Genomic DNA, 19192 nt, shown 5'->3' on the forward strand with positions numbered 1-19192 from the left:
CGGGTCAGAGGCTAGGAATACATTAAAGACCAACTCCCAGAGGGGTGCCAATATTTGCTAAATTGAACAGCATGACAAAGGCCGTATCCGTGGGTGTATATTGCGTTTCAAAAGTGACCGACCAGCAGGGGGCCTGATAGGTGAGGGAGCCGTTAGCTTTAATAGTCTCGTCCTGAGAGAAGGAATGTTGCACCTCCGCCCCGGCAATCCAGCTGCTTATAATCGGTGCACGGAAAATTGCGTTCAGCTGTTCAATGTCGCTGGTCATTGTTGAGGTTTTTTCTTTGTAACTGTAATCAAGGCCAAAAATATCTCCACGACTATTTCTATAGCTGCCACCGAGGGTGTGGGTGGTGAAATCGTCTTCATAGACGTCATACGCTGTTTTGTAAGAAATTCTTGCATGATTGACCGGTGCCCAGCCAAGTTTTGCGGTAATAGGCAAAAATGGTTCCTCTGATGGATTCTGGCGCAGATCATAGGACTGCTCAACGCGGAGAGAAGCATAATCCCATACCGTGTTTTTGATGGAATTTTTGGCTGCCAGCGAGTTGAAGAAGTTGTCCATGCCGTAGGTGAAGGCATTTTTGACATCAACCTGGTCTACTGAGTCAAACTGTGGAAAACGCGTTTGATCAACACCCGGTATCCGGCCGTATTTGACGAAGGGTCGAATTTGGTGATTAAAACCATCCATTGCACCCTCACCGGTTGCGAAATCGCGTTCGAGGGTGGTGGCTACCTCTACCTTATATTCGGGTAAGAACCTGTTTTGGGTATCATCCTCGTCCCATTCAGCATCGCCGTATGTTTCGACGTAATAAAGGGTGTCGCGCAGGGAAAATTCCGCCAGGGTCTCCAGATATGGACTGATGGGGATGGGGGCGGATATGGACGGATGGAGATCGAGCCGGTGCCCGCCTACACCATCCTCACGCCAGTAATTGACATAGGTAGAATTCCAATCAAAAGAAAAATTGGTGTCCCAAACCGGTAATGCCCCGGAAAAAGCAACGCTTGGCAATTTCCAAAGGGGAGTGTCGGTATCGCTGGCATTGGTGTTGGCGTGATTGATTGCCAGGAGATTTGTTTCAAGGGACATGCCCTTGTAACTCCGAAGAGTTTTAAATGAATTCTGGCGTTGCGTTTCGGTCTGGTTCTGGAAGCTGCGGCCAAAGGTTTCGAGATAGTTATCGTAGGTCTTTTTATAACCGGTAACGCCTGTGTTGAATTCTGTCAGATAATCTTGGTCGGAGACGATATCCAAATCAAGACGGGATTGCCAGCCATCGCCAAAAACATGGTTGGCTTTACCGCGGATCCAGTATCTGTCGCTATTATCGTGGGATGCGCCGGTATCATGATAATATTCTGTTTCGGAAAAGTCAGAAAGGCTGTCTTTGAGAAAGCTGGCTGTGAACATGCCTTTATCGGTGGTACTGGCGACGTAGCGAAACTCCGCCCCCGGCATAAAGCCGCGGTTGGAATAGTATTCGGGAAAGAATGTCATGTCGGCCGAGTCGGAAATGTCGAGAAAAAATGGCAGATTGAGACCGAGCCCGTTGATGCTTGAAGAGGAAATATAGGGGTAAAGCAGGCCGCTTTGGCGGGTATTCTTTGCCGGCAAGATCAGGTAGGGGGAGTATAAGATCGGTACGTCCTTGATGTTGAAGCGGGCATGCTTCATAATTGCATAGCCACCCTGGGTGATCTCTGTGCTGGCGCTGGCAAAGCTCCAGGGGGGAGTCTCACCCTTCTCCAGTTTACAGGTTATTACCCAGCCGTCGTCGATCCGGTAGGTGTCGTACCCCGTTTTTTCAATGGTTTTTCCTTCCAGATGCAGAGACAGTTCGTTGCGCAGAATGGTGGCGTCCGTGAACTTTCCGGTTTCTTGCGCGAGGTTGAGAGAGACCTCTTTGGCAAAGAGCTGCTCGTCCTTGGTGATTATTCGAACATTGCCCTTGGCCTTTATCGATTCAAGATCTACGTCATAGACTATCCAGTCAGCCTTAATGGTAACCGTCGTTTTGAATTCCGGGACATTGCTTTTTTCGACCTGACCGGCAGTAGCTTCCGGTGGTTTGACCTCCTCTTCCAGAAGTTCCGCCCAAGCGGTGGTATTTAAGGCCTTTTTCGGCTTTGCGACGACTTTTTCATTCTTTTCGAGGACGACATTACCCTGGGCGACTATGCTGTTCGGATTTTCATAACGGGTGACCTTGTCTGCGGCAATATTCCACTTTTCCGTAGTAACCTTCTCGCCATAAACATCTTGAGGTGCAACGTTTATCAGTTGGAGAGAGAGCAGGAAAAAAACTAAACGCAGACCAGAAAACCGGGGTGGGCGGAGGGACACGATAGACTCCTTTGGAGAAAGATGTGTTGCGTTTGACGTAACTTTTCGGCTTACCGAAGAGAATTGCAACATAGCAGATCCTTATGGAAATTCACCGCTGCACCAAAGCCTGACGATAAACGAAAAGCCTGATGCCGATCGGAGAGATTATACTAGACCAATTGGCGAAATGTACGGTTCTCAGCCGGCACTGTCAAGGTTAAAGTCAAGGATCAACCAGTTGGCAGCATCAAACATCTTTCCCATATAATTAGAGAAAAGCGAAGAAAGCTATGCAGGTGCGGGCAACGGCATGTTTTGTAACCAAATAGTATTTGTGTTTCGCTGCAATAGACAGTACTAGTGTCACGGGGGAAGAACATTGCCTCCCGAGGTGAATGAATTAGCCCTGTGCGGATTGTGTAGAGGATTGTCGCCAAGCGACGAAGCATCCATGGGCCGTTTTGCACGGGGAAAAATGGAGGGACGGGTTCGGCAAGTTGGAATAATTTCAGTTCAGATACGGTCTTAAGTGTTCCGCTGCTCGCATGTTTGACGGGCAGCGACCTGCTGAAATTACCTTGCGGAATGTGTTCCGGTAAGTCTGCAAAATAAAAGAGTGGTGGGGAGAGCCTTGCCTGACCAAGGAAATGGTCGGAAGCGGCAGTTCTCACATCAAAAACGTTCCGGATATCTCCTTTGAAACGGTGCTATCGGGAGAAGAGGTGAAAAATGGCGGGAAACACAGATAATGATGCGGAAAAGAAAACTGTTCAGATAAAAGCGACAACCGGTGCATGGTGGAAAAGTACCGCAACGCCCGAAGTCGCCGGGGATGGAGCGGCGACGGATCAACCGAAAAAGCCCGCGGCGCGCAAGAGGGCTCCGAGGGCTAAGGCCTCTCAGCCGAAACAATCTGCTGCAAGCGGCCAGGTAACAGCCCCACCCAATGAAGAAGCCCCTGTAGACAAGAATCAGGCAATGAGCCAGGATTCCATGCCGGGCCCCGAAACCGGGAAATCGCCCAGGAGGCGGCCTCCGAGAAAGCGTCAGGGGGCTAAACGCCCCAAGCCGGAGGCACCGGTGGCACAGCCCGAAGGGGAAGGCTCAGAAGCTGTGCCCGGCGAGGTTGTGGAAGTTTCCACGCCTGCCACTCATGACGACGGGGAACAGATTCCAAGAGACCGTCGAAAGTCCAAGAGTGGCCGTGGCAGACGCGGCAGGCGAGGGGGGAAAAGACCGGTTCCGCACGAAGAATTAGCTTCTGACTCTGAAAAAGATGGCGTAATTCCATCGGTTCCTCAGGACAACGATGTTCCTGAGGAATATCCTCGGGATCATTTCGACAGAGATCTGGACGATGACTCCTACGATGACGAGGAGATGTTTGATGCAGCGCCCGAAGAAGATGACGTGCTGGAAGAAGAAGTCCATGAAGAGGTGAAGAGAGTCTGCAAGCTTCTCATCAATGCCGAGGAACCCGAGGAATGCCGACTGGCCCTCCTTGAGGATGGCAGACTTGAATCGATCCATGTCTCGACCATATCCAGGACCCAGACCAAGAACAATATCTATAAGGCGAAAATTGTCGCTATTGAGCCGAGCCTGCAGGCGGCTTTCGTTGATTATGGCACGGAAAAAAATGGCTTCCTGCCATTCAGTGAGATACATCCCGAATACTATAAACAAGAGATGAGCAAAGAGGTTCGCCATCTGGTGGAGACCCATCAGTGGAAGAAGCTCAGTATCCTCGATGTCATTGAAAAGGGTCAGGAGATTCTTGCTCAGGTCGTGAAAGAAGAAGTCGGGAAGAAAGGTGCCAATATGACCACCTATCTTTCCATTCCGGGGCGGTGTGTAGTGCTGATGCCGGGTTCGGATTCTTCTGGCATTTCCAGAAAGATTTCAGGAGAAGAAAAAAGGTCCCAACTCCGTGGGGCGATGAACTCCATTGACCTGCCGGAGGGTATCGGCTGGATCGTCCGAACCGCCAGTGTTGACATCAATGAGGAGGCCCTTTCCCGGGATGTCAAATACCTGATGAATCTCTGGGACGATATCAAGAGAAAGGGCCAGGAGTTGAAGGGGGTCGGCCTGGTATATGAAGATCAGGAAAGTGTGCTGCGATTCCTGCGGGAGCATTTTGACCCCTCCATCCAAGAAATTCTGGTTGATGATCGTACCGCCCTGGAACAGGTCAAAACCTTTGTCGAATTGCTCCCGGAAAAGCAGAGAAACGTCAAGGTCCGCCTGCATCAGGGGGCACGGCCGATCTTCAATCAGTACAGCATTGAGGACCAGATAGAGTCGATCTACCAGCCGCAGGTCAGCCTTCCTTCTGGAGGGTCTATCGTTATTAACCCGACCGAGGCCCTGGTGGCGATTGACGTCAACTCCGGTTCGACCTCAAAGGGCAAGAATTTCGAGGCCTCGATTTTTCAGGCGAATATGGAGGCGGCGGCGGAACTCGCCCGGCAATTGCGCTTGAGAGACCTGGGCGGCCTGATAGTCGTCGATTTCATCGATATGCGTAATCGCAAACACATCATGGCCGTGGAAAAAAAGGTCAAGGATTCGATGAAAAAAGACAAGGCGAAGGTCGATTTCAGCCGGATCTCCAAATTCGGGTTGATGCAGATTTCCCGTCAGAAACTTGGTGCACCCATCGAGGCCGGCAACTATCGGCAATGCGAGCACTGCAAAGGGCGGGGAACGGTCAGGTCAGTTGAAACCCTTTCCCTCTATTATCTGCGACGCATTCAAACCGGTGCCAGCAGAAAGGGCGTGGGGAAGATCGAATGCCATCTGCCAATGGATGTCGCATCCTATCTCCTCAACAACAAGAGATCTGAGCTCCACGAAATGGAGAAACGCTACGAGGTTGAAATCTCTATTACCGCTCGGTCGGACATGAAACCGATGGATAATGACTTGCATTTTCATAAGGCGGAAAAAGAGATTAAAGAAAAAAAACAGGCTTGAGTTAGCACTCAATCTGGGGTATATAGCGACACGTCAAAGCACCAGTAGCTCAGCTGGATAGAGTATCTGACTACGAATCAGAGGGTCGGCGGTTCGAATCCGTCCTGGTGTACCAGAAGTAAACTCAAGGACTTACAACCGATGGTTGTAAGTCCTTTTTTTTGTGGTTGAATTTGTACAACCTTTATATTGAATTGAAAAAATAAGCAGGCTGCTGTGATTATTCAATAAGCCACCGGCTACAGGTGTTAGCCGGTCTAGGCCAGGGGAGAAAACAATGACACAATTCTTTATCGCCGCTGGCAGTTTTTTTGCGCTCGTTGGGATAATTGCCCGATCCCTCAGCTCCCATACCCTGTTACCGCTGCTTGAAAAAAATGGCAAACTCGCCAATTTTAATCTCGCTGCCGATTATCTGCTTTTTCATGCACTCGCGCTGATCGCTGTGGCAATTCTTTGTAAACTGTATCCGCAAGGAACTTTTCACCGTGCCGGTTTGGCCTTTATTGTTGGTTCACTCCTGTTTCAAGGAAGTGTCCTTGTCAAAAGCTTTGTCTCTATTCAACCTTTTGGCTTTATTACCCCGATAGGCGGCTTTATCTTGATTGTCGGCTGGTTTTTGTTGTTTGTTGCAGCTGTTCGCTCCTAAAAACCAGGGAGTGATTTTTGATGGCAATCAGGCCTTTGAATGTCGGATGAATCCACCCCCTGCGTAGTTTTTTGAGAAGATGGCTACTCTATGCTCAACAGCAACCGGCAAGAGGTGCTCTGCAGGTTGCTGTAGAAAGTTTTTTCGATGATTTGGCAAAACGTCGGCTACTGCCGACAACAGTCCATCACTTCATGGAGTGCAGGCCGATCATATTGCCATCCGGGTCGATAATCAGGGCAATAAAGCCATGCTCGCCGATGGCGAATTTCTCCTTGCAGACCTGACCGCCGTGAGCCCCGGCCCGTGCCGCCTCGATGGCGCAGTCGTCGCAGGCGAAGTATACCAGGGTGCTGTTGCCGCCGGAAGGACAGCCTTCCATCTTCACCAGGGCACCCATGGCTCCGGGGCCGTTGTCGAGCATGGGAAAACACCACATCTCCATACCCTCCATGCCCTCGCTGGGCAGCTGCATCAGCTGCAGCCCGAGCATCTGTTCGTAGAAGGTCTTCGCCTTTGCCATATCCTGCACATAGATTTCAAACCAGACTACCGGATTAGTTTTCATCGCCAACTCCTCTTTAATTGATGGTTACGGACGGCGCAGCCAGGCAACGCCGCGTCTTGGATTAGGGCGTTTATCGAGGCCCTTTATGCAAAGGTAACCATGGCTGGTGACACCATCATGTCAAGTTCCGTAGAGTTTTTTCATATCGGCGACTATTTTCTCCACTCTCTGTCGCCAGCTTGCGGGCGAGAGGATTTCCACATCGGCACCGAAACCAAGGATGAAGGAAAAAAGCCACGGATCGTCGGGCAGGTCGAGGTGGGCGGTGATGAAGCCATCGCCGTCGACAGTAAGCTCAGCGCCGGGAAAGTACTCTTCCACCTTGGGCCGTACCCTCTGCGAGAACCGCAGGACAACAGGATATGTCGGACCGCAGTCGAACTGAAGAAACCGGCTGATGTCACCGATGTCACGGCGCAGAAAGGAGGTGTCGCCAAGGTTCGGCCCAGTGATACGGGAAAGACGAAAAAGTCGGAAATCGTGGCGCAGACGGCAATAGGCGAGGAGATACCAGGCGTAGCCCTTGTAGACCAGGGTGTGCGGTTCGACGGTGCGCTTGCTGCTTTTTCCGGAGGAATCGGTATAGGAAAATTTGAGGAGCAAGGCGCCATCCACCGCCCGTTGTACCGTCTGCACCGTGTGTTCCGGTGTTGCCGACGGCCCCCAGGGAGTTATGTCGACAACGAAGGAGGGCCGACTTGGCAGGCGGGTCAGTTCGTCGTCTTTTGGCAAAAGGTTGTCAAGCGTCTCGATAATCCGCTGCAGGTCCTTGTTGGCCATGGCCTGGTTGACACCGCGCAGGGTGGCAAGCATCGCTTCGAGATCGCGGCGGGTGAGCAGCTGCCGGCTGAGTTTATAGCCGTCGGGGATGGCCAGACCGCCGTCATGACCCTGGCTGGAGAGTACCGGGATGCCGGCACCGGTCAAGGTAGCGATGTCGCGGTAGATGGTGCGGATCGATACCTCGAAACGCTCCGCCAATTCCCCGGCGGTAATCTTGCGGCGGTTGAGGAGCAGGACGATGATCGCGATCAGTCTTTCAATCTTCACGAAGACTCCGGGGAGGTTGAGGGGAGTTTATAAGTGTGCCCGTTTACGTCGATATCTCCTTTCTCCACATAGCCGATAATCACTGGAATTAAAGTGGCAGGATCGGCTATCTTTTCGCTTGTCCTGCCTGTCGATGAGGCCCCTTGGCCCTCTGCCAAGGCCTTGATGTGCTCTTAGCGAAAGCGAGTGGGCCGGGATTGAAAAAGAGAATCGGTTATGACAATCCTGGGGAGCTGGCGGCGGCAGTTGCCGCTCTTGGATATGCCTTATTGATCGTATTGGTTTGGGCCCTCGGATGGTTGCACGCACCAGAAGATCATCACCAGCCAGCCGAGAACCGGAATCAGGCCGACCAGCTGCCACCAGCCGCTGCGACCGATATCGTGTAATCGCCGGGCGGCGACGGCCAGAGACGGCAGCAGGGTGATCAGGGACAGGATCGACCCCAAGGATTGATTTATCCTTTGCCCACCCCAGGAAAGGAGAAAGGCGAAGAGCACCCACCACCAAAACTCCGGGCGGGAGGCACGGCCGTTGAAATCGGCATACTTCTTAAAACACTTCTCAATCGCCTGAAAAAAGGTCATACGGGGCACCTCCTTGTCAATTGACACCTTATAGGAAAAATGGTTAACCGATTTGTACCATATAGCCTAGGAGGAAGGCTGTCGAACCGGCAGTGTCCGCTCATCGGCCGCCTCACCTGGGAGCGGAATGGCGGAGGGCGGCTTTTCGATTATCATCGTCGTTCTTCCATGGCATGCCCATCTTTATAAAATTCCTACAAAAATACAAGAGGCGAATTGTTATAATAGGTTGTTCTTTACGCTGATAATTGCTGCATCGGCAAAAATACAGTCTTGCCATTTCCCCTTTTGTCACCATATAATTTGCTTATTAGACCCGGCGAATAGCTTTTGACGGATCGCCGTAAAGCGCTCAAGAAGGTTCACATCAAGGAGATATGCCATGAAGCGATGCACACTTTTTTTCGCACTTGCCGCCGGTTTGATCGCAACGACGGCCATTGCCGCCGATCCTCCGCTCACCCAGGACAATTTTATCAAGGGCACCCTCGCCGTAGCCTGGGATACCCGCCTGCCGCAGAACAGGGACGGTGACTACCCGAAGATCGACGTTACCGACAATTACCAATATGATGTCACCGTTGGGACTACCTTCTACAAAGGTGTCGTCAAATGCAAGCCCTACATCTTCTCCAAGCATTTGGGCCGGGTGTTACAGGTTGGAGACTGCCGGTACGATGTCAATGTCGGCGTCATCAACCCTGCCAATCCGACTCAGACCAAGACGGTAGGAAAGGTCGTCGGCAACTACGGAATTGACCAGCATGGCCAGGTGAATCTTGCGGATACCCCGGTTCGTATGGAGGTGCAGACCATAGGGCAGGCTAAGGGCTTCACCTCAAAATACGGCGGCATGCTGAGCGGCAAGCCGCCGAAGGCTGAAACGACCCTCAGCAAACTCCGTTCCGAGGCCGTGAAGAAAAGTGCCACAGTCACTCGTATGCTCGGTGATAAGAGCGTTTCCGTCAGCTTGGGCAATGTCGATCCCGTGACCTTTCAAAATACCGTTCTGCCGAGCGGGCCATCGGGGAACTATCCGGAAGCAACCGTCAATGGCCAGCTGATATACTCATACGACACCGACAACTGGTTCCCGCAATTCACTATTACTCAAGGTGATACCAAGGATACCGTCGGTGGCGGGATCAAATGGGTTGAAGAGAATAAAGGAGTGGCCCGTTATGAGTTGAACGTAATCCTCAACGAAGGAAAAGGCGGAACGGCCAACGAGTCAGCGGCCTTCGCTGATGCCAAGGGTGAAGATGCCTTCTTTGCCTCCGACCCTGGTCTGTCGTTGATAAACGGGACCATGGTATTTCGTACAGCCGTCGGTGGGGTCAATAACCTGCCCGCTAAGACAGACATAAGCCTCAATCTCGGTTTGCAAAAGGTCACCGCTCAGCAGGCCCAGAGCTTCTGGAAGCTGCTGCTGCTGATACCAAATCAGATGTACGGCGAATAATGCGCTGCCGGCGCGGGGCCGGGATCTCATTTCGGTCCCGCGCATTTGAAGTGCGAGGTTTCCCTAACTGCCCGGCTATGAGGGTATTTCTCTCTGCATACTCTTTGGCAGTTTTCGGCGGCAGGTAACAGGCAAAATGCTGGAGATGCAGGACTGGAGAGGGCGCCTCGAGCACCTGGGAACAAAACCCTGAGGGGCGTTTTTCATGGTGCTGCAGTATGGAGCGGGACTAGTGACTGAATGAATGAGGATCTGACGATGGCAACCAGTGAGACTGTTATGAGCATAAATAAAACGTCGTTTTTCAATAAGATACCGTGGACTTTTCTAATACTTATTTATTTGGTGGTGACGCAGGTTGCGGGGATATCCCTCAACGGGGTACCCGGGTTCATTCTGATTGGTATCGGGGTGTTTGTTCTGTTTGCGGAGTTCTTTAAATCAGGCGACATAGGAATCTCCATGTTCTTTGTTGACGTGGTCAGCTCTGTGGTGGGTCTGGTGGTCGCAACGGTACTCCTCTGCTACCTGGCGTGGGAAACCGACCAACCTCTGACCTTTTATCACTGGTTTGGCTACGCAATCCTGCTCGGCGACACCATCTTCAGTCCCTTCAATGCCTTCCGCACCGCACTCCGGAATTTCGGGGTCGGATCATTGTAGGCCGGAGACCGAGGGCCGGAAGGCCCTCATCCGGAGCATCAAGGGGCATCAGCCGTAGCTGTCGATGGTTACGGCTCACATTCCCAGGTAGGCGGTGCGAATATGCGGATCGTCTATCAACTCACTCGCCTTGCCTTCCATGACGACTCGGCCATGTTCGAGTACGTAGCCGCGGTCGCTGAGGCTGAGAGAGTGGCGGACATCCTGCTCGACCATGAGGACGGTGGTGCCCATGTCGGCGATTTTGCGTACCGTTTCGAAGATATCTTTAATGAGAATCGGTGCAAGCCCCAGGGATGGTTCGTCGAGCATAAGGAGGTGCGGTTTGGACATCAGGCCGCGACCGATGGCGACCATCTGCTGCTCGCCGCCGGAAAGGGTCATCGCCGTCTGGTTCTCCCGCTCGGCAAGACGCGGCAGGAGCTGGTACACCTCCTTCAGGGTCTTGGCGACCTCGCCCCGGGCCCGTTTATTGTAGGCGCCGACCAGGAGATTGTCTTTTACCGACATCAGCGGGAAGAGCCGCCGCCCTTCCGGCACATGGACGATGCCGTGGGTGACGATGTTTTCCGGCGGTTCACTGTGGATGTCCTTACCTTCAAAGGTGATCCGGCCGGCTGTCGGGTTCATCAGTCCGGAAATGACCCGCAGGAGCGTCGACTTGCTGGCGCCGTTGCCGCCGATGATGCTCACCACCTCGCCCTTTTCCACCCGCAGCGACATATCGAAGATAACCTGCACATCGCCATAGAAGGCGTCGATTTTTTCAATTTCAAGCAACGACATAATCTTCTCCCAGGTAGGCCTTGATGACCTTCTCGTTATTGGCAATCTCGCTCGGCATGCCTTCGGCGATTTTTTTGCCGAACTGAATGACGACGATCCGGTCGGACAGCGCCATGATCGCCCGCATGATATGCTCGATGACGAAGATGGTAATCCCTCTATCGCGCAGCGACTTGAGGATCTCCACCATCTCGTCGACCTCGTTCGGTCTGAGACCGGCCATGACCTCGTCGAGGAGGAGGAGTTTTGGTTCGGTGGCCAGTGCCTTGGCAATCTCCAGGCGCTTACGGTCGGCAATGGTCAGGTTGCCGGAGATGATGTCCTTCTTGTCGGCAAAATTCAGGGACTGGAGAACCGCCATCGCCTTATCCTCGGCGACCCTGCGGCTTGAGGTGGTAGCGAAGGCGGCCACGGTGACGTTGTAGAGGACGCTCTTGGTGGCAAAAGGCTTGACGATCTGGAAGGTTCGAGCAAGCCCCATCTTGCAGAGATTCCACGGTTTTTCCCCGGTGATTACCTTGCCGTCGAAGGTGATCTCGCCGCTGGTCGGGGCAAATGACCCGGCGATACAGTTGAAGGCGGTCGATTTGCCGGCGCCGTTCGGGCCGATGAGGCCGAGGATCTGGCCTTTTTCAATGGTCAGGTCAAGGCTGTCGATCGCCCGCAGACCGCCGAATTCTTTGGTCATCTTTTCTACACGCAGAATAGTCATGGCCTTATCTCCCGGTGGTGGCTGCGTTCTTGGCGGTGAACAGTCGCTGGTACATACGGCTGAGTGGTTCCTGCAGGCCGCGTGGCTGGTAGTACATGACGAGGATGAGCACCAGGCCGAAGATGATGAGATGCATACCGGGCAGGGTGTCGCCGAAGTAGATGCGGCAGAAGTCACTCACCGGCCTGAGCAGCATGGCGCCGAGCAGCGGGCCGACGATGGAGCCGCGGCCGCCGATCAGGGCGATGAAGGCGATCTCGAAGGACATATCCAGGGAGATGATGCTCTTTGGGTGGATGTACAGGGAAAACTGGGCATAGAAGGTGCCGGCCAGGGCGGTGAGAAAGGAGCTGATGGCCATGGCAATCAGCCGCGCCCGGGCGACGTTGACGCCAAGGGCCATGGCCGCCTCCGGTTCCTCGCCGCCGGCGATGAGGTAGTGGCCGAGCTTCGAGCGGGAGATGACATAGGTGAGGACCATGACGGCAAGGAGCATAATGAGGATGATGTAGTAATATGGCTCCTTGGAAGCGAACATGAAACCGGCAAGGCCAGTATCCATCGGCGGGATCTGCAGGCCGCGCGGGCCATTGAGTTTCAGCGGCCCGATGTAATCAAAGTTCTCGACCATGACCCGAAAGCCCTCGGCAAAGGCGATGGTCGCCAGGGCGAAATAGGCGCCGCGCATCTTCAGGGTCGGCAGGCCGATGATGATTCCGGCGACCATCGCCAGCACCCCGCCGACCAGCATGCCGAGCCAGGGGCTGATGCCGTACTGCAGCGACAACACCGTCGAGGTATAGGCGCCGATGCCGACAAAGGCGGAATGGCCGAGTGGCAAAACCCCGGCAAAGCCGCCGACGATATTCCAGCTCGTTGTCAGATAGGCGTAAAACAACAGCAACACCAGGATGTGCATGTAGGTGGCGCTGCGCACGATCAGGGGCAGCGCGAAGGCGACCACGAGAAGCCCGGCCAGCATGACTTTATTGAAGTGTCGGTGATTCATTGATAAATCCTTTTCGTAGGGGAAGGTACATGGCATGGCAGGCGCCTCCCCCGGATGGTTATATTGCCTGCCGCTGCCTTGGCGGCATCGTCCGTCATCCTTGCCGTTACCAGTCGGCCTTCTGGCCGAAGAGACCGGATGGCTTGACAAACAGCACCAGAAGGAAGAGGCCGTAGACGATGGCCTCCGTCCAGGTCGCGGTCATGAACTGCGGGCCCACCGACTCGATCAAGCCGATAATGATGCCGCCGAGCAGGGCGCCGCTGATCGAACCGAGTCCGCCGAGGACGACGATGATGAAACATTTAATGTCAAAGAGCACGCCGACCGTCGGGAAGACGTTGTAAAACGGCAGCAGGGTAACGGCGGCGATGCCGGTGGTGGCGGCGCCGATACCGAAGGCGATATTGTAGATGCGGTACTGGTTGATACCCATCAGACTTGCTGCCTCCCGGTCCATGCTGGTGGCGCGGATGGCCCGGCCCATCACCGTCTTCTGCAGGAACCAGTGGATGGTGCCGGCGGTGACCAGGGCGGTGATGAAGCCATAAAATTTCGGCAGCGAGATAAGCATACCGGCGATCTCAAGCATCTTGCCCTGCAGCGGGTTGTTGGCAAGAGCCCGGTATTGCGGCCCGAACACCAGCAGGGCCGAATTGTCAAGGATGTACCAGATGCCGGTGGTAACGATGATGACGGTGATCGGTTCGCGGACATTCTTCTCGGCGATGAAGATCGGCTTGATGACGATGGCCTGCAGGTAGTAGCCGAAGATGAACATGGCCGGAATAACGATGGCCAGGGCAAGGTAGGGATGGATGCCGGTCAGGGTGACCGCCCAGTAGGTCGTGTACATACAGACCATGAGCAGCGAACCGTGCGCGAAATTGATGACCTTGAGAACCCCGAAGATGATGGTCAGGCCCATGGCGGTCAAGCCATAGATCGACCCCATGAGGATACCGTTGATCATGTCCTCGATGATGTAAAGCATTGCTGTCTCCCGGAAACACCAGAAAGAATCGATCAAGCGGGCCCTCGGCATAACGAGAGCCCGCCTGGGTTATACGAGTCAGGTTGTTGTACCTGCCTTATTACAATTCTCAATCAAGGGGTAACTTGAGCTGCGGCGCTGTGCTGCACTGTGTCGTTGCTATCCGCTTGCAGCTTCGTTCTCATCTTGATTTAGAAATGAAATTATTTGACGGGCATGGGGAATACCGGGGTGTAACCGGCACGGCGGGCGCTTTTCGGCCAGATGGTGATGCGCTCGAGGCCTTTACCGACATCGCCGATCTGGACGAGCACCGGAGAGGCGTTCTCGTTCTGGCCGGTAGCATCGAACTTGACCGCGTTGTAGCCGACGATCATGCCCGGGCCGTCAGTCAGGTTGGTGGCGGCAAGGGCCTCGCGGATCTTGGCCGGTTCCAGGGAGGCGGCGCGCTCAAGGGCGTCCTTGATGACGTACATGGCCAGGTAGGCGTCAACAGCCTCACCGGTCAGGTTCTCACCGTTCTTGGCCTTGTATTTGTCGTTGGCCTCTTTGGCGCCGGGCTTGTTCACGTCGGTTTCCCATTCAACGATATCGAAGATATTCTGGGCGTTTTTGCCAACCGCCTTGAGGAAGGACGGGTCGGCATGGCCGCCGCCGCTGGCGATGATCGCCTTCACCTTGACTTTGTACTCGGCGATGGTGTTGGTGAGGAGGATGGCGTCAGCCGCATTGGAAACGAGCATCAGCACGTCCGGGTTGGCACGCTTGATTTTTTGGACAACGGGGCTCAGGTCGGTGGCGGTGGACGGATACGGCTCGTCAAGAACTACCTTGTAGCCATTTGCCTCGGCAAGTTTCTTCCACTGGGTGGCGAAACCTGTGCCCCAGTCGCCGTTCTCGTATACGAAAGCGAGGGTCTCTACTTTGGTGCCGAACTCAGCCTGCATGTCTTTCAGGAAGGCGAACTGGTCTTTGGTCCACCAGCCGTCTTTGGCGGCGATACGGAAGACATTCTTGAAGCCACGCTCGGTGATCTGATCTTTAACCGATACCGGTACAACAAACGGTACGCCATAGCGCTCGGCGACGGCGGTGGACGGCATAGTGACCGAGCTGTTCCAGCAGCCGGTCAGGACGTGGACCTTCTCAGTGTTGATGAGCCGTTCAGTCTCGGCGACGCCTTTTTCCGGCTTGCCTTCGGAGTCGGCATAGATCAGTTCCAGTTTGGCTCCGCCCAGGGCCTTGATGCCGCCGGCGGCGTTGATCTCTTCCACCGCCATCTCGCGGGCGGCCTTACCCTGCTTGCCGAGGGTGGCCGAGGGACCGGACATTGGTTCGATGTTACCGATTTTGACGGTGTTGGCGCTCGCCGCGGTGTAGGAACCGAGGGCCAGCGACAGGGCAACGACGGGAATGGTGAATTTGCTGAACATGTTCATAGACAATCCTCACGGTGTAAGTGTTGCGCCCAAGTGGCAAATTGTCGATCGCCTGCTCGACGACGACGGTTCTGCGGTTGGGACTTAACAAATAACGTGCCAGAGGCGGAGGTGTTTGCGCACCCCGGCCATTGGCGGGATGGCGGGAGGGCATATTGTCTGGGGCGGCGGGCGGCCTGTGCTGGACGTGCGGGTGGGGTGTCAACAAGCGCGTCAACCAGGGTTGACGTTGTCAGCCAGGGTTGACGCAAGGCTGTCAGCTTTTTGCCGAAGGCGGTAGACGGGCGAAACGGCTGTCAACCTCGTTTGCGCAGCCGTTTGTTAAGCGCCTGGCGGGATATACCGAGGAGACGGGCGGCCTGGCTTTGGTTGTTGTCGGAGCTGGCCATGGCCTCACCTATGGCATACTCGGTGAGCTCTTCCAGGCTCGGGAACCTTCCCAGAAGGGAGGTGAGGGAGGAGGCCCCCGAGGCAGTTTCCAGCTGGGGTGAAATCGGGGCGATAAGCCGGCTGGCAATCAGGTCCTCTTCGATCCGACCGGTATCGCAACGGGCAACCGCATCAACGATATAGGCCTTCAGCTCCCGAATGTTGCCAAGGAAGGGGTGGTGCAGCAGCAGCTCCAGTGCCCGGTCGCTGACCGTCGGTGGCGCCTTGTGCATAGCGGTTGCCGCCTTGGCCGACAGAAAGGCGACCAGGGCCGGGATGTCCTCCCGGCGTTCCCGCAAGGGTGGCAGGCGGATGAGATGGGTACTCAGGCGGTAGTAGAGGTCCATACGAAACTCGCCGTCCCGCCCGGCGAGCATCGACAGGTCCTTGTTGGCGGCGGTGATGATCCGGGCCTGGCAGTGTTTCGGCTGGTCGGAACCGAGGGGATAGTAGATATTTTCCTGGAGCAGACGGAGGAGTTTTACCTGGGATATCTCGCTGAGTTCGCCGATTTCATCAAGAAAGAGGGTGCCGCCGACGGCCTTTTCAATGAGTCCGGAGCGGACGCCGTCGGCCCCGGTGTAGGCCCCTTTGGCATGGCCGAAAAGGGTATCGGAAAACAGCGTGTCGTCAAGGCCGGAGACATCGACCGCCACGTAGTTGCCGGTAAGACCGCTGATCTCGTGGATGGCCTTGGCTATCAGTTCCTTGCCCGAGCCGGTTTCTCCGAGAATGAGGGTGGGCATGCCGCTCCCGGCAATTGATTCGATATACTGAAAGATCGACAGCATCGCCGGGCTGCGGGTGACGATCTGGTCAAAGGCCGGGTGACGGGGGGCGTCGGTTGCAAATGAGATGCCCTTCAGGGACATCACCTCGTTGCGCAGCAGGCTGATCTCCAGGGCGTTGCGCAGGGCCGAACTGAACATCTTCAGGTCGATGGGTTTAACGAGATAATCGTGGGCGCCGAGGCGGAGACATTCAACGGCGGTCTCGATCTCCGAGTTGGCGGTGATGATGATCACCGGCACCTGTGGATGCAGGATCTTTAGCTCGCGCAGGACATCCTGGCCGGTCATATGGGGCATGTTGAGGTCAAGAAACAGCACCGGCGACTGCATTCCGGCAAGGGTTGCCGAGACTTTGCGGCTGTCGTTCTGGGTTACGACATTTTTAATACCCATGGAGGTCAGCAGCAGGCTGTAGGCGTCAAGCTCCGATTGCTCGTCGTCGACGAGGAGGATATGACAGTTTTTCATTTCGGTGGTGATCATTGTCTTTCTCAGCCAACCATTCTTTTCAGGGTAATCATGAAGCGGGCGCCACCCTTGGTGTTTTCCGCCCGCAGTTCGCCGCGCATTTCTTTTTCAACTATCATCTTCGACATATACAGACCCATGCCGGTGCCGGAGGAGGTGCCCTTGGTGGTGTAATAGGGGTTGAAGATTTTCGGCAGGAGTTGCTCGGGAATGCCGCCGCCGCTATCGATTATTTCGATGACGGCATTGTCGCCGTTAGCCGAGACGATGATGTCGATCGACCTGACTGTCAATCCAACCGTCCTATTAATATTTTCGAGGATGGCATCCTTGGCGTTGGCAAGGATATTCACCAGGACATGGATAAATTCGCCCTGATACCCATAGACGATGAGGGTGTTCGAGCCGGTCATGTTCTTTACCGTCAGGTTAATATTGTTGTGGCGCATCTGCGCCTCCATCAGCTTGACGGCGCTGATCACCGAGGTGAGGATGTCAACCGGGCCCTTGGTCTTCGATGGTTTGAAGAAGTTACGGAAATCGTCGATGGTCTTGGACATGAAGGCGATCTGGTCACCGGCGCCGGTGACGACCCGCTCCACCACCTCCTTTGACAGCATCGAGTTGTAGTAGGCCGCCTGCAGGCTGGAGATATAGGTGGCGAGGGTATTGAGCGGCTGCCGCCACTGGTGGGCGATGGCGCCGAGCATCTCGCCGACGGCGGCCATCTTCTGGGCCTGCATCAGCTGGCCCTCCGCATCGACCCGCTTTGAGATATCGCGGATACTCGACAGCACCAGGTCGCGGTCATTCATCCGGAAACTGGTGAGACTCACCGAGGCAGGAAACTCGCTGCCGCCTTCGCGAAGAAAGGACCAGCGGAAGACATTCTGTTTGCCGTTGCGGGAATCCTGGATGATCGTCGCCAGCTTTTCCTGGCTGTTCGAACCGTCCGGCTGCCATTCCGGCGAGCAGTCAAGGATGGTTTTGGTCTGTAGCTCTTCGCGGGGCAGACCGAACATCTCCACCGCTCTCTGATTGCATTCCTCCACAAAATTCAGATCATTGCTGATCAGAATGGCATCGTTGGCGACGTTGAACAGGGTCTTGTAATAGGTCTCAACCTCCATCCGCTTGGTGATATTCCACTCCAGATCCTTGCTGATTCCGGAAATTTCCTCACGGTGCTGCTGAACTGCGGTACTGTAGCGTTTGTTGTAGAGAAAGATGGCGATACTGCTGATGCCCAGGCCGAGGAGGACAATGAAGAGCAGAAAGGCAAGGAGCTTGAGGACGATCTCCATGGCGAAGACCCTGGTGGTGCTCCGGGTCATCGAAAAGGCCTCATCGCGGGGGACGGTGACGCAAAGATACCATTCCGAGCCGCTAATCTGTTTTGATGACAGGAGATGGTCGCGGCCGTCAATGCTCCGGTAGGAAAGGGTTTTGTTGCCGGTGCCATTGACAGAGCTCATCTTGTTTGCCAGTTCCGGCTCGATAATCTGCAGCCGTGTTCGCATGACAAAGTCTTTATTGGGGTGGACGATGATCGTACCGCTTTTTTCGATGATAAAGGCAAAACCCGATTCACTCTGTTTATAATTAAGGACATTTTCCACCAGGGTGTCGAGGACCGTGTCGGCGCCCATGACGCCGACTATTCTGCCGTTGGCACGCAGCGGTTTCACCAGGGCGATGACCAGCTCGTTGGTCACCATGTCGATGTAGGGGGTGGTGAAGCTGAGGGATCCGGTCTCCATGGCGCGTTTATACCAGGGCCTTTCGCGGGGATCGTAGCCGGACGGGGGCAGCCATTGAGCGCCGTCGATGAGTTCTCCTTCCGGTGTGCCGATATACACATCGGTGAAATGGCCGGCCTGCATTGCCATCTGTAGGGGTAGCATGGTTGCTGTATTTTGGCTAAGATCGTTTATGGAAATGGAGTTTGCCGCCGCCTCAAGAATTTTCATCTGCTGATTGAGCCAAATCTCGACGGTGTTTGCGGCTTTGTCGGCGATATCTTCCTGTTGCGCTATGACGGTGGTTTCTACGACATGCTGAGTGAGCCGGTAGTTGACCAGCATGGCAATGAGGATAACAACCGAACATATTGTGATTATTGCTATTGTCTTCTTACTGTTATATTTCATGCAGAACCTGTATGGGTGTTGCTGTCAAGGGTGTGTCACCAGTAAACCGTACTTTCCGGATGAAGGAAAGGTTGAATTTCTCCCCTGAATGTCGGAAAGTGAGGGGAGACGATCGGTC

General features: G+C 54.6%; 15 protein-coding genes and 1 tRNA gene. 5 read left to right on the forward strand and 11 right to left on the reverse strand.

Going from position 1 to position 19192, the window contains the following annotated elements; genetic code table 11:
- Window positions 1-22: 22 nt before the first annotated feature.
- The gene (gene lptD, locus OEL83_06680) at window positions 23-2356 is read right to left on the reverse strand and encodes an LPS assembly protein LptD (protein MDK9706721.1); all 2334 of its coding nucleotides are present in this window, start codon (window positions 2354-2356) and stop codon (window positions 23-25) included.
- Between the two features lie 711 nt (window positions 2357-3067).
- Here lptD and OEL83_06685 point away from each other — a divergent pair.
- From OEL83_06685 to OEL83_06695, 3 genes are all read left to right on the forward strand, one after another.
- The gene (locus OEL83_06685; protein MDK9706722.1) at window positions 3068-5317 is read left to right on the forward strand and encodes an Rne/Rng family ribonuclease; all 2250 of its coding nucleotides are present in this window, start codon (window positions 3068-3070) and stop codon (window positions 5315-5317) included.
- 38 nt (window positions 5318-5355) lie between these two features.
- Window positions 5356-5432, forward strand: a tRNA-Arg gene (locus tag OEL83_06690).
- Window positions 5433-5594: 162 nt separating this feature from the next.
- Window positions 5595-5966 (forward strand): DUF423 domain-containing protein, encoded by a 372-nt coding sequence (locus tag OEL83_06695; protein MDK9706723.1) that lies wholly within the window; start codon window positions 5595-5597, stop codon window positions 5964-5966.
- A 187-nt stretch (window positions 5967-6153) separates the two neighbouring features.
- Here OEL83_06695 and OEL83_06700 read toward each other — a convergent pair whose 3' ends face one another.
- From OEL83_06700 to OEL83_06710, 3 genes are all read right to left on the reverse strand, one after another.
- Complete coding sequence (locus OEL83_06700) at window positions 6154-6534, reverse strand: VOC family protein (GenBank protein MDK9706724.1); 381 nt, start codon at window positions 6532-6534, stop codon at window positions 6154-6156.
- 120 nt (window positions 6535-6654) lie between these two features.
- On the reverse strand, window positions 6655-7584 hold the full coding sequence (locus OEL83_06705) for a YafY family transcriptional regulator (protein MDK9706725.1): 930 nt from the start codon (window positions 7582-7584) through the stop codon (window positions 6655-6657).
- Between the two features lie 266 nt (window positions 7585-7850).
- A complete protein-coding gene (locus OEL83_06710; protein ID MDK9706726.1) occupies window positions 7851-8171 on the reverse strand; it encodes a DUF805 domain-containing protein in 321 nt (106 codons plus the stop codon).
- A 382-nt stretch (window positions 8172-8553) separates the two neighbouring features.
- On the opposite strand from OEL83_06710, the gene OEL83_06715 reads away from it, so the two are divergent.
- Both OEL83_06715 and OEL83_06720 read left to right on the forward strand, forming a co-directional pair.
- Window positions 8554-9633 carry a hypothetical protein gene (locus OEL83_06715; GenBank protein ID MDK9706727.1) on the forward strand — a complete coding sequence of 360 codons (1080 nt, stop codon included), beginning with the start codon at window positions 8554-8556 and terminating at the stop codon, window positions 9631-9633.
- Between the two features lie 279 nt (window positions 9634-9912).
- A complete protein-coding gene (locus OEL83_06720; protein ID MDK9706728.1) occupies window positions 9913-10296 on the forward strand; it encodes a hypothetical protein in 384 nt (127 codons plus the stop codon).
- 75 nt (window positions 10297-10371) lie between these two features.
- Here the strand turns inward: OEL83_06720 and OEL83_06725 are convergent, their stop codons facing one another.
- From OEL83_06725 to OEL83_06755, 7 genes are all read right to left on the reverse strand, one after another.
- Window positions 10372-11082 carry an ABC transporter ATP-binding protein gene (locus OEL83_06725; protein ID MDK9706729.1) on the reverse strand — a complete coding sequence of 237 codons (711 nt, stop codon included), beginning with the start codon at window positions 11080-11082 and terminating at the stop codon, window positions 10372-10374.
- Entirely contained in the window at window positions 11069-11794 is a 726-nt protein-coding gene (locus OEL83_06730) for an ABC transporter ATP-binding protein (protein ID MDK9706730.1), read from the reverse strand. The genes OEL83_06725 and OEL83_06730 overlap by 14 nt, the downstream gene beginning before the upstream one ends.
- Before the next feature lie 4 nt (window positions 11795-11798).
- Window positions 11799-12803, reverse strand: a complete 1005-nt coding sequence (locus OEL83_06735; GenBank protein ID MDK9706731.1) for a branched-chain amino acid ABC transporter permease — start codon at window positions 12801-12803, stop codon at window positions 11799-11801.
- Between the two features lie 106 nt (window positions 12804-12909).
- Window positions 12910-13797 (reverse strand): branched-chain amino acid ABC transporter permease, encoded by an 888-nt coding sequence (locus tag OEL83_06740; protein MDK9706732.1) that lies wholly within the window; start codon window positions 13795-13797, stop codon window positions 12910-12912.
- Window positions 13798-14000: 203 nt separating this feature from the next.
- Window positions 14001-15236, reverse strand: a complete 1236-nt coding sequence (locus OEL83_06745) for an ABC transporter substrate-binding protein (protein MDK9706733.1) — start codon at window positions 15234-15236, stop codon at window positions 14001-14003.
- A 296-nt stretch (window positions 15237-15532) separates the two neighbouring features.
- On the reverse strand, window positions 15533-16939 hold the full coding sequence (locus tag OEL83_06750; GenBank protein ID MDK9706734.1) for a sigma-54 dependent transcriptional regulator: 1407 nt from the start codon (window positions 16937-16939) through the stop codon (window positions 15533-15535).
- Between the two features lie 8 nt (window positions 16940-16947).
- A complete protein-coding gene (locus OEL83_06755) occupies window positions 16948-19074 on the reverse strand; it encodes a cache domain-containing protein (protein ID MDK9706735.1) in 2127 nt (708 codons plus the stop codon).
- Between the last annotated feature and the right edge of the window lie 118 nt (window positions 19075-19192).

Source organism: Desulforhopalus sp. (genome assembly GCA_030247675.1).
In the GTDB taxonomy this organism is placed as follows: domain Bacteria; phylum Desulfobacterota; class Desulfobulbia; order Desulfobulbales; family Desulfocapsaceae; genus Desulforhopalus_A.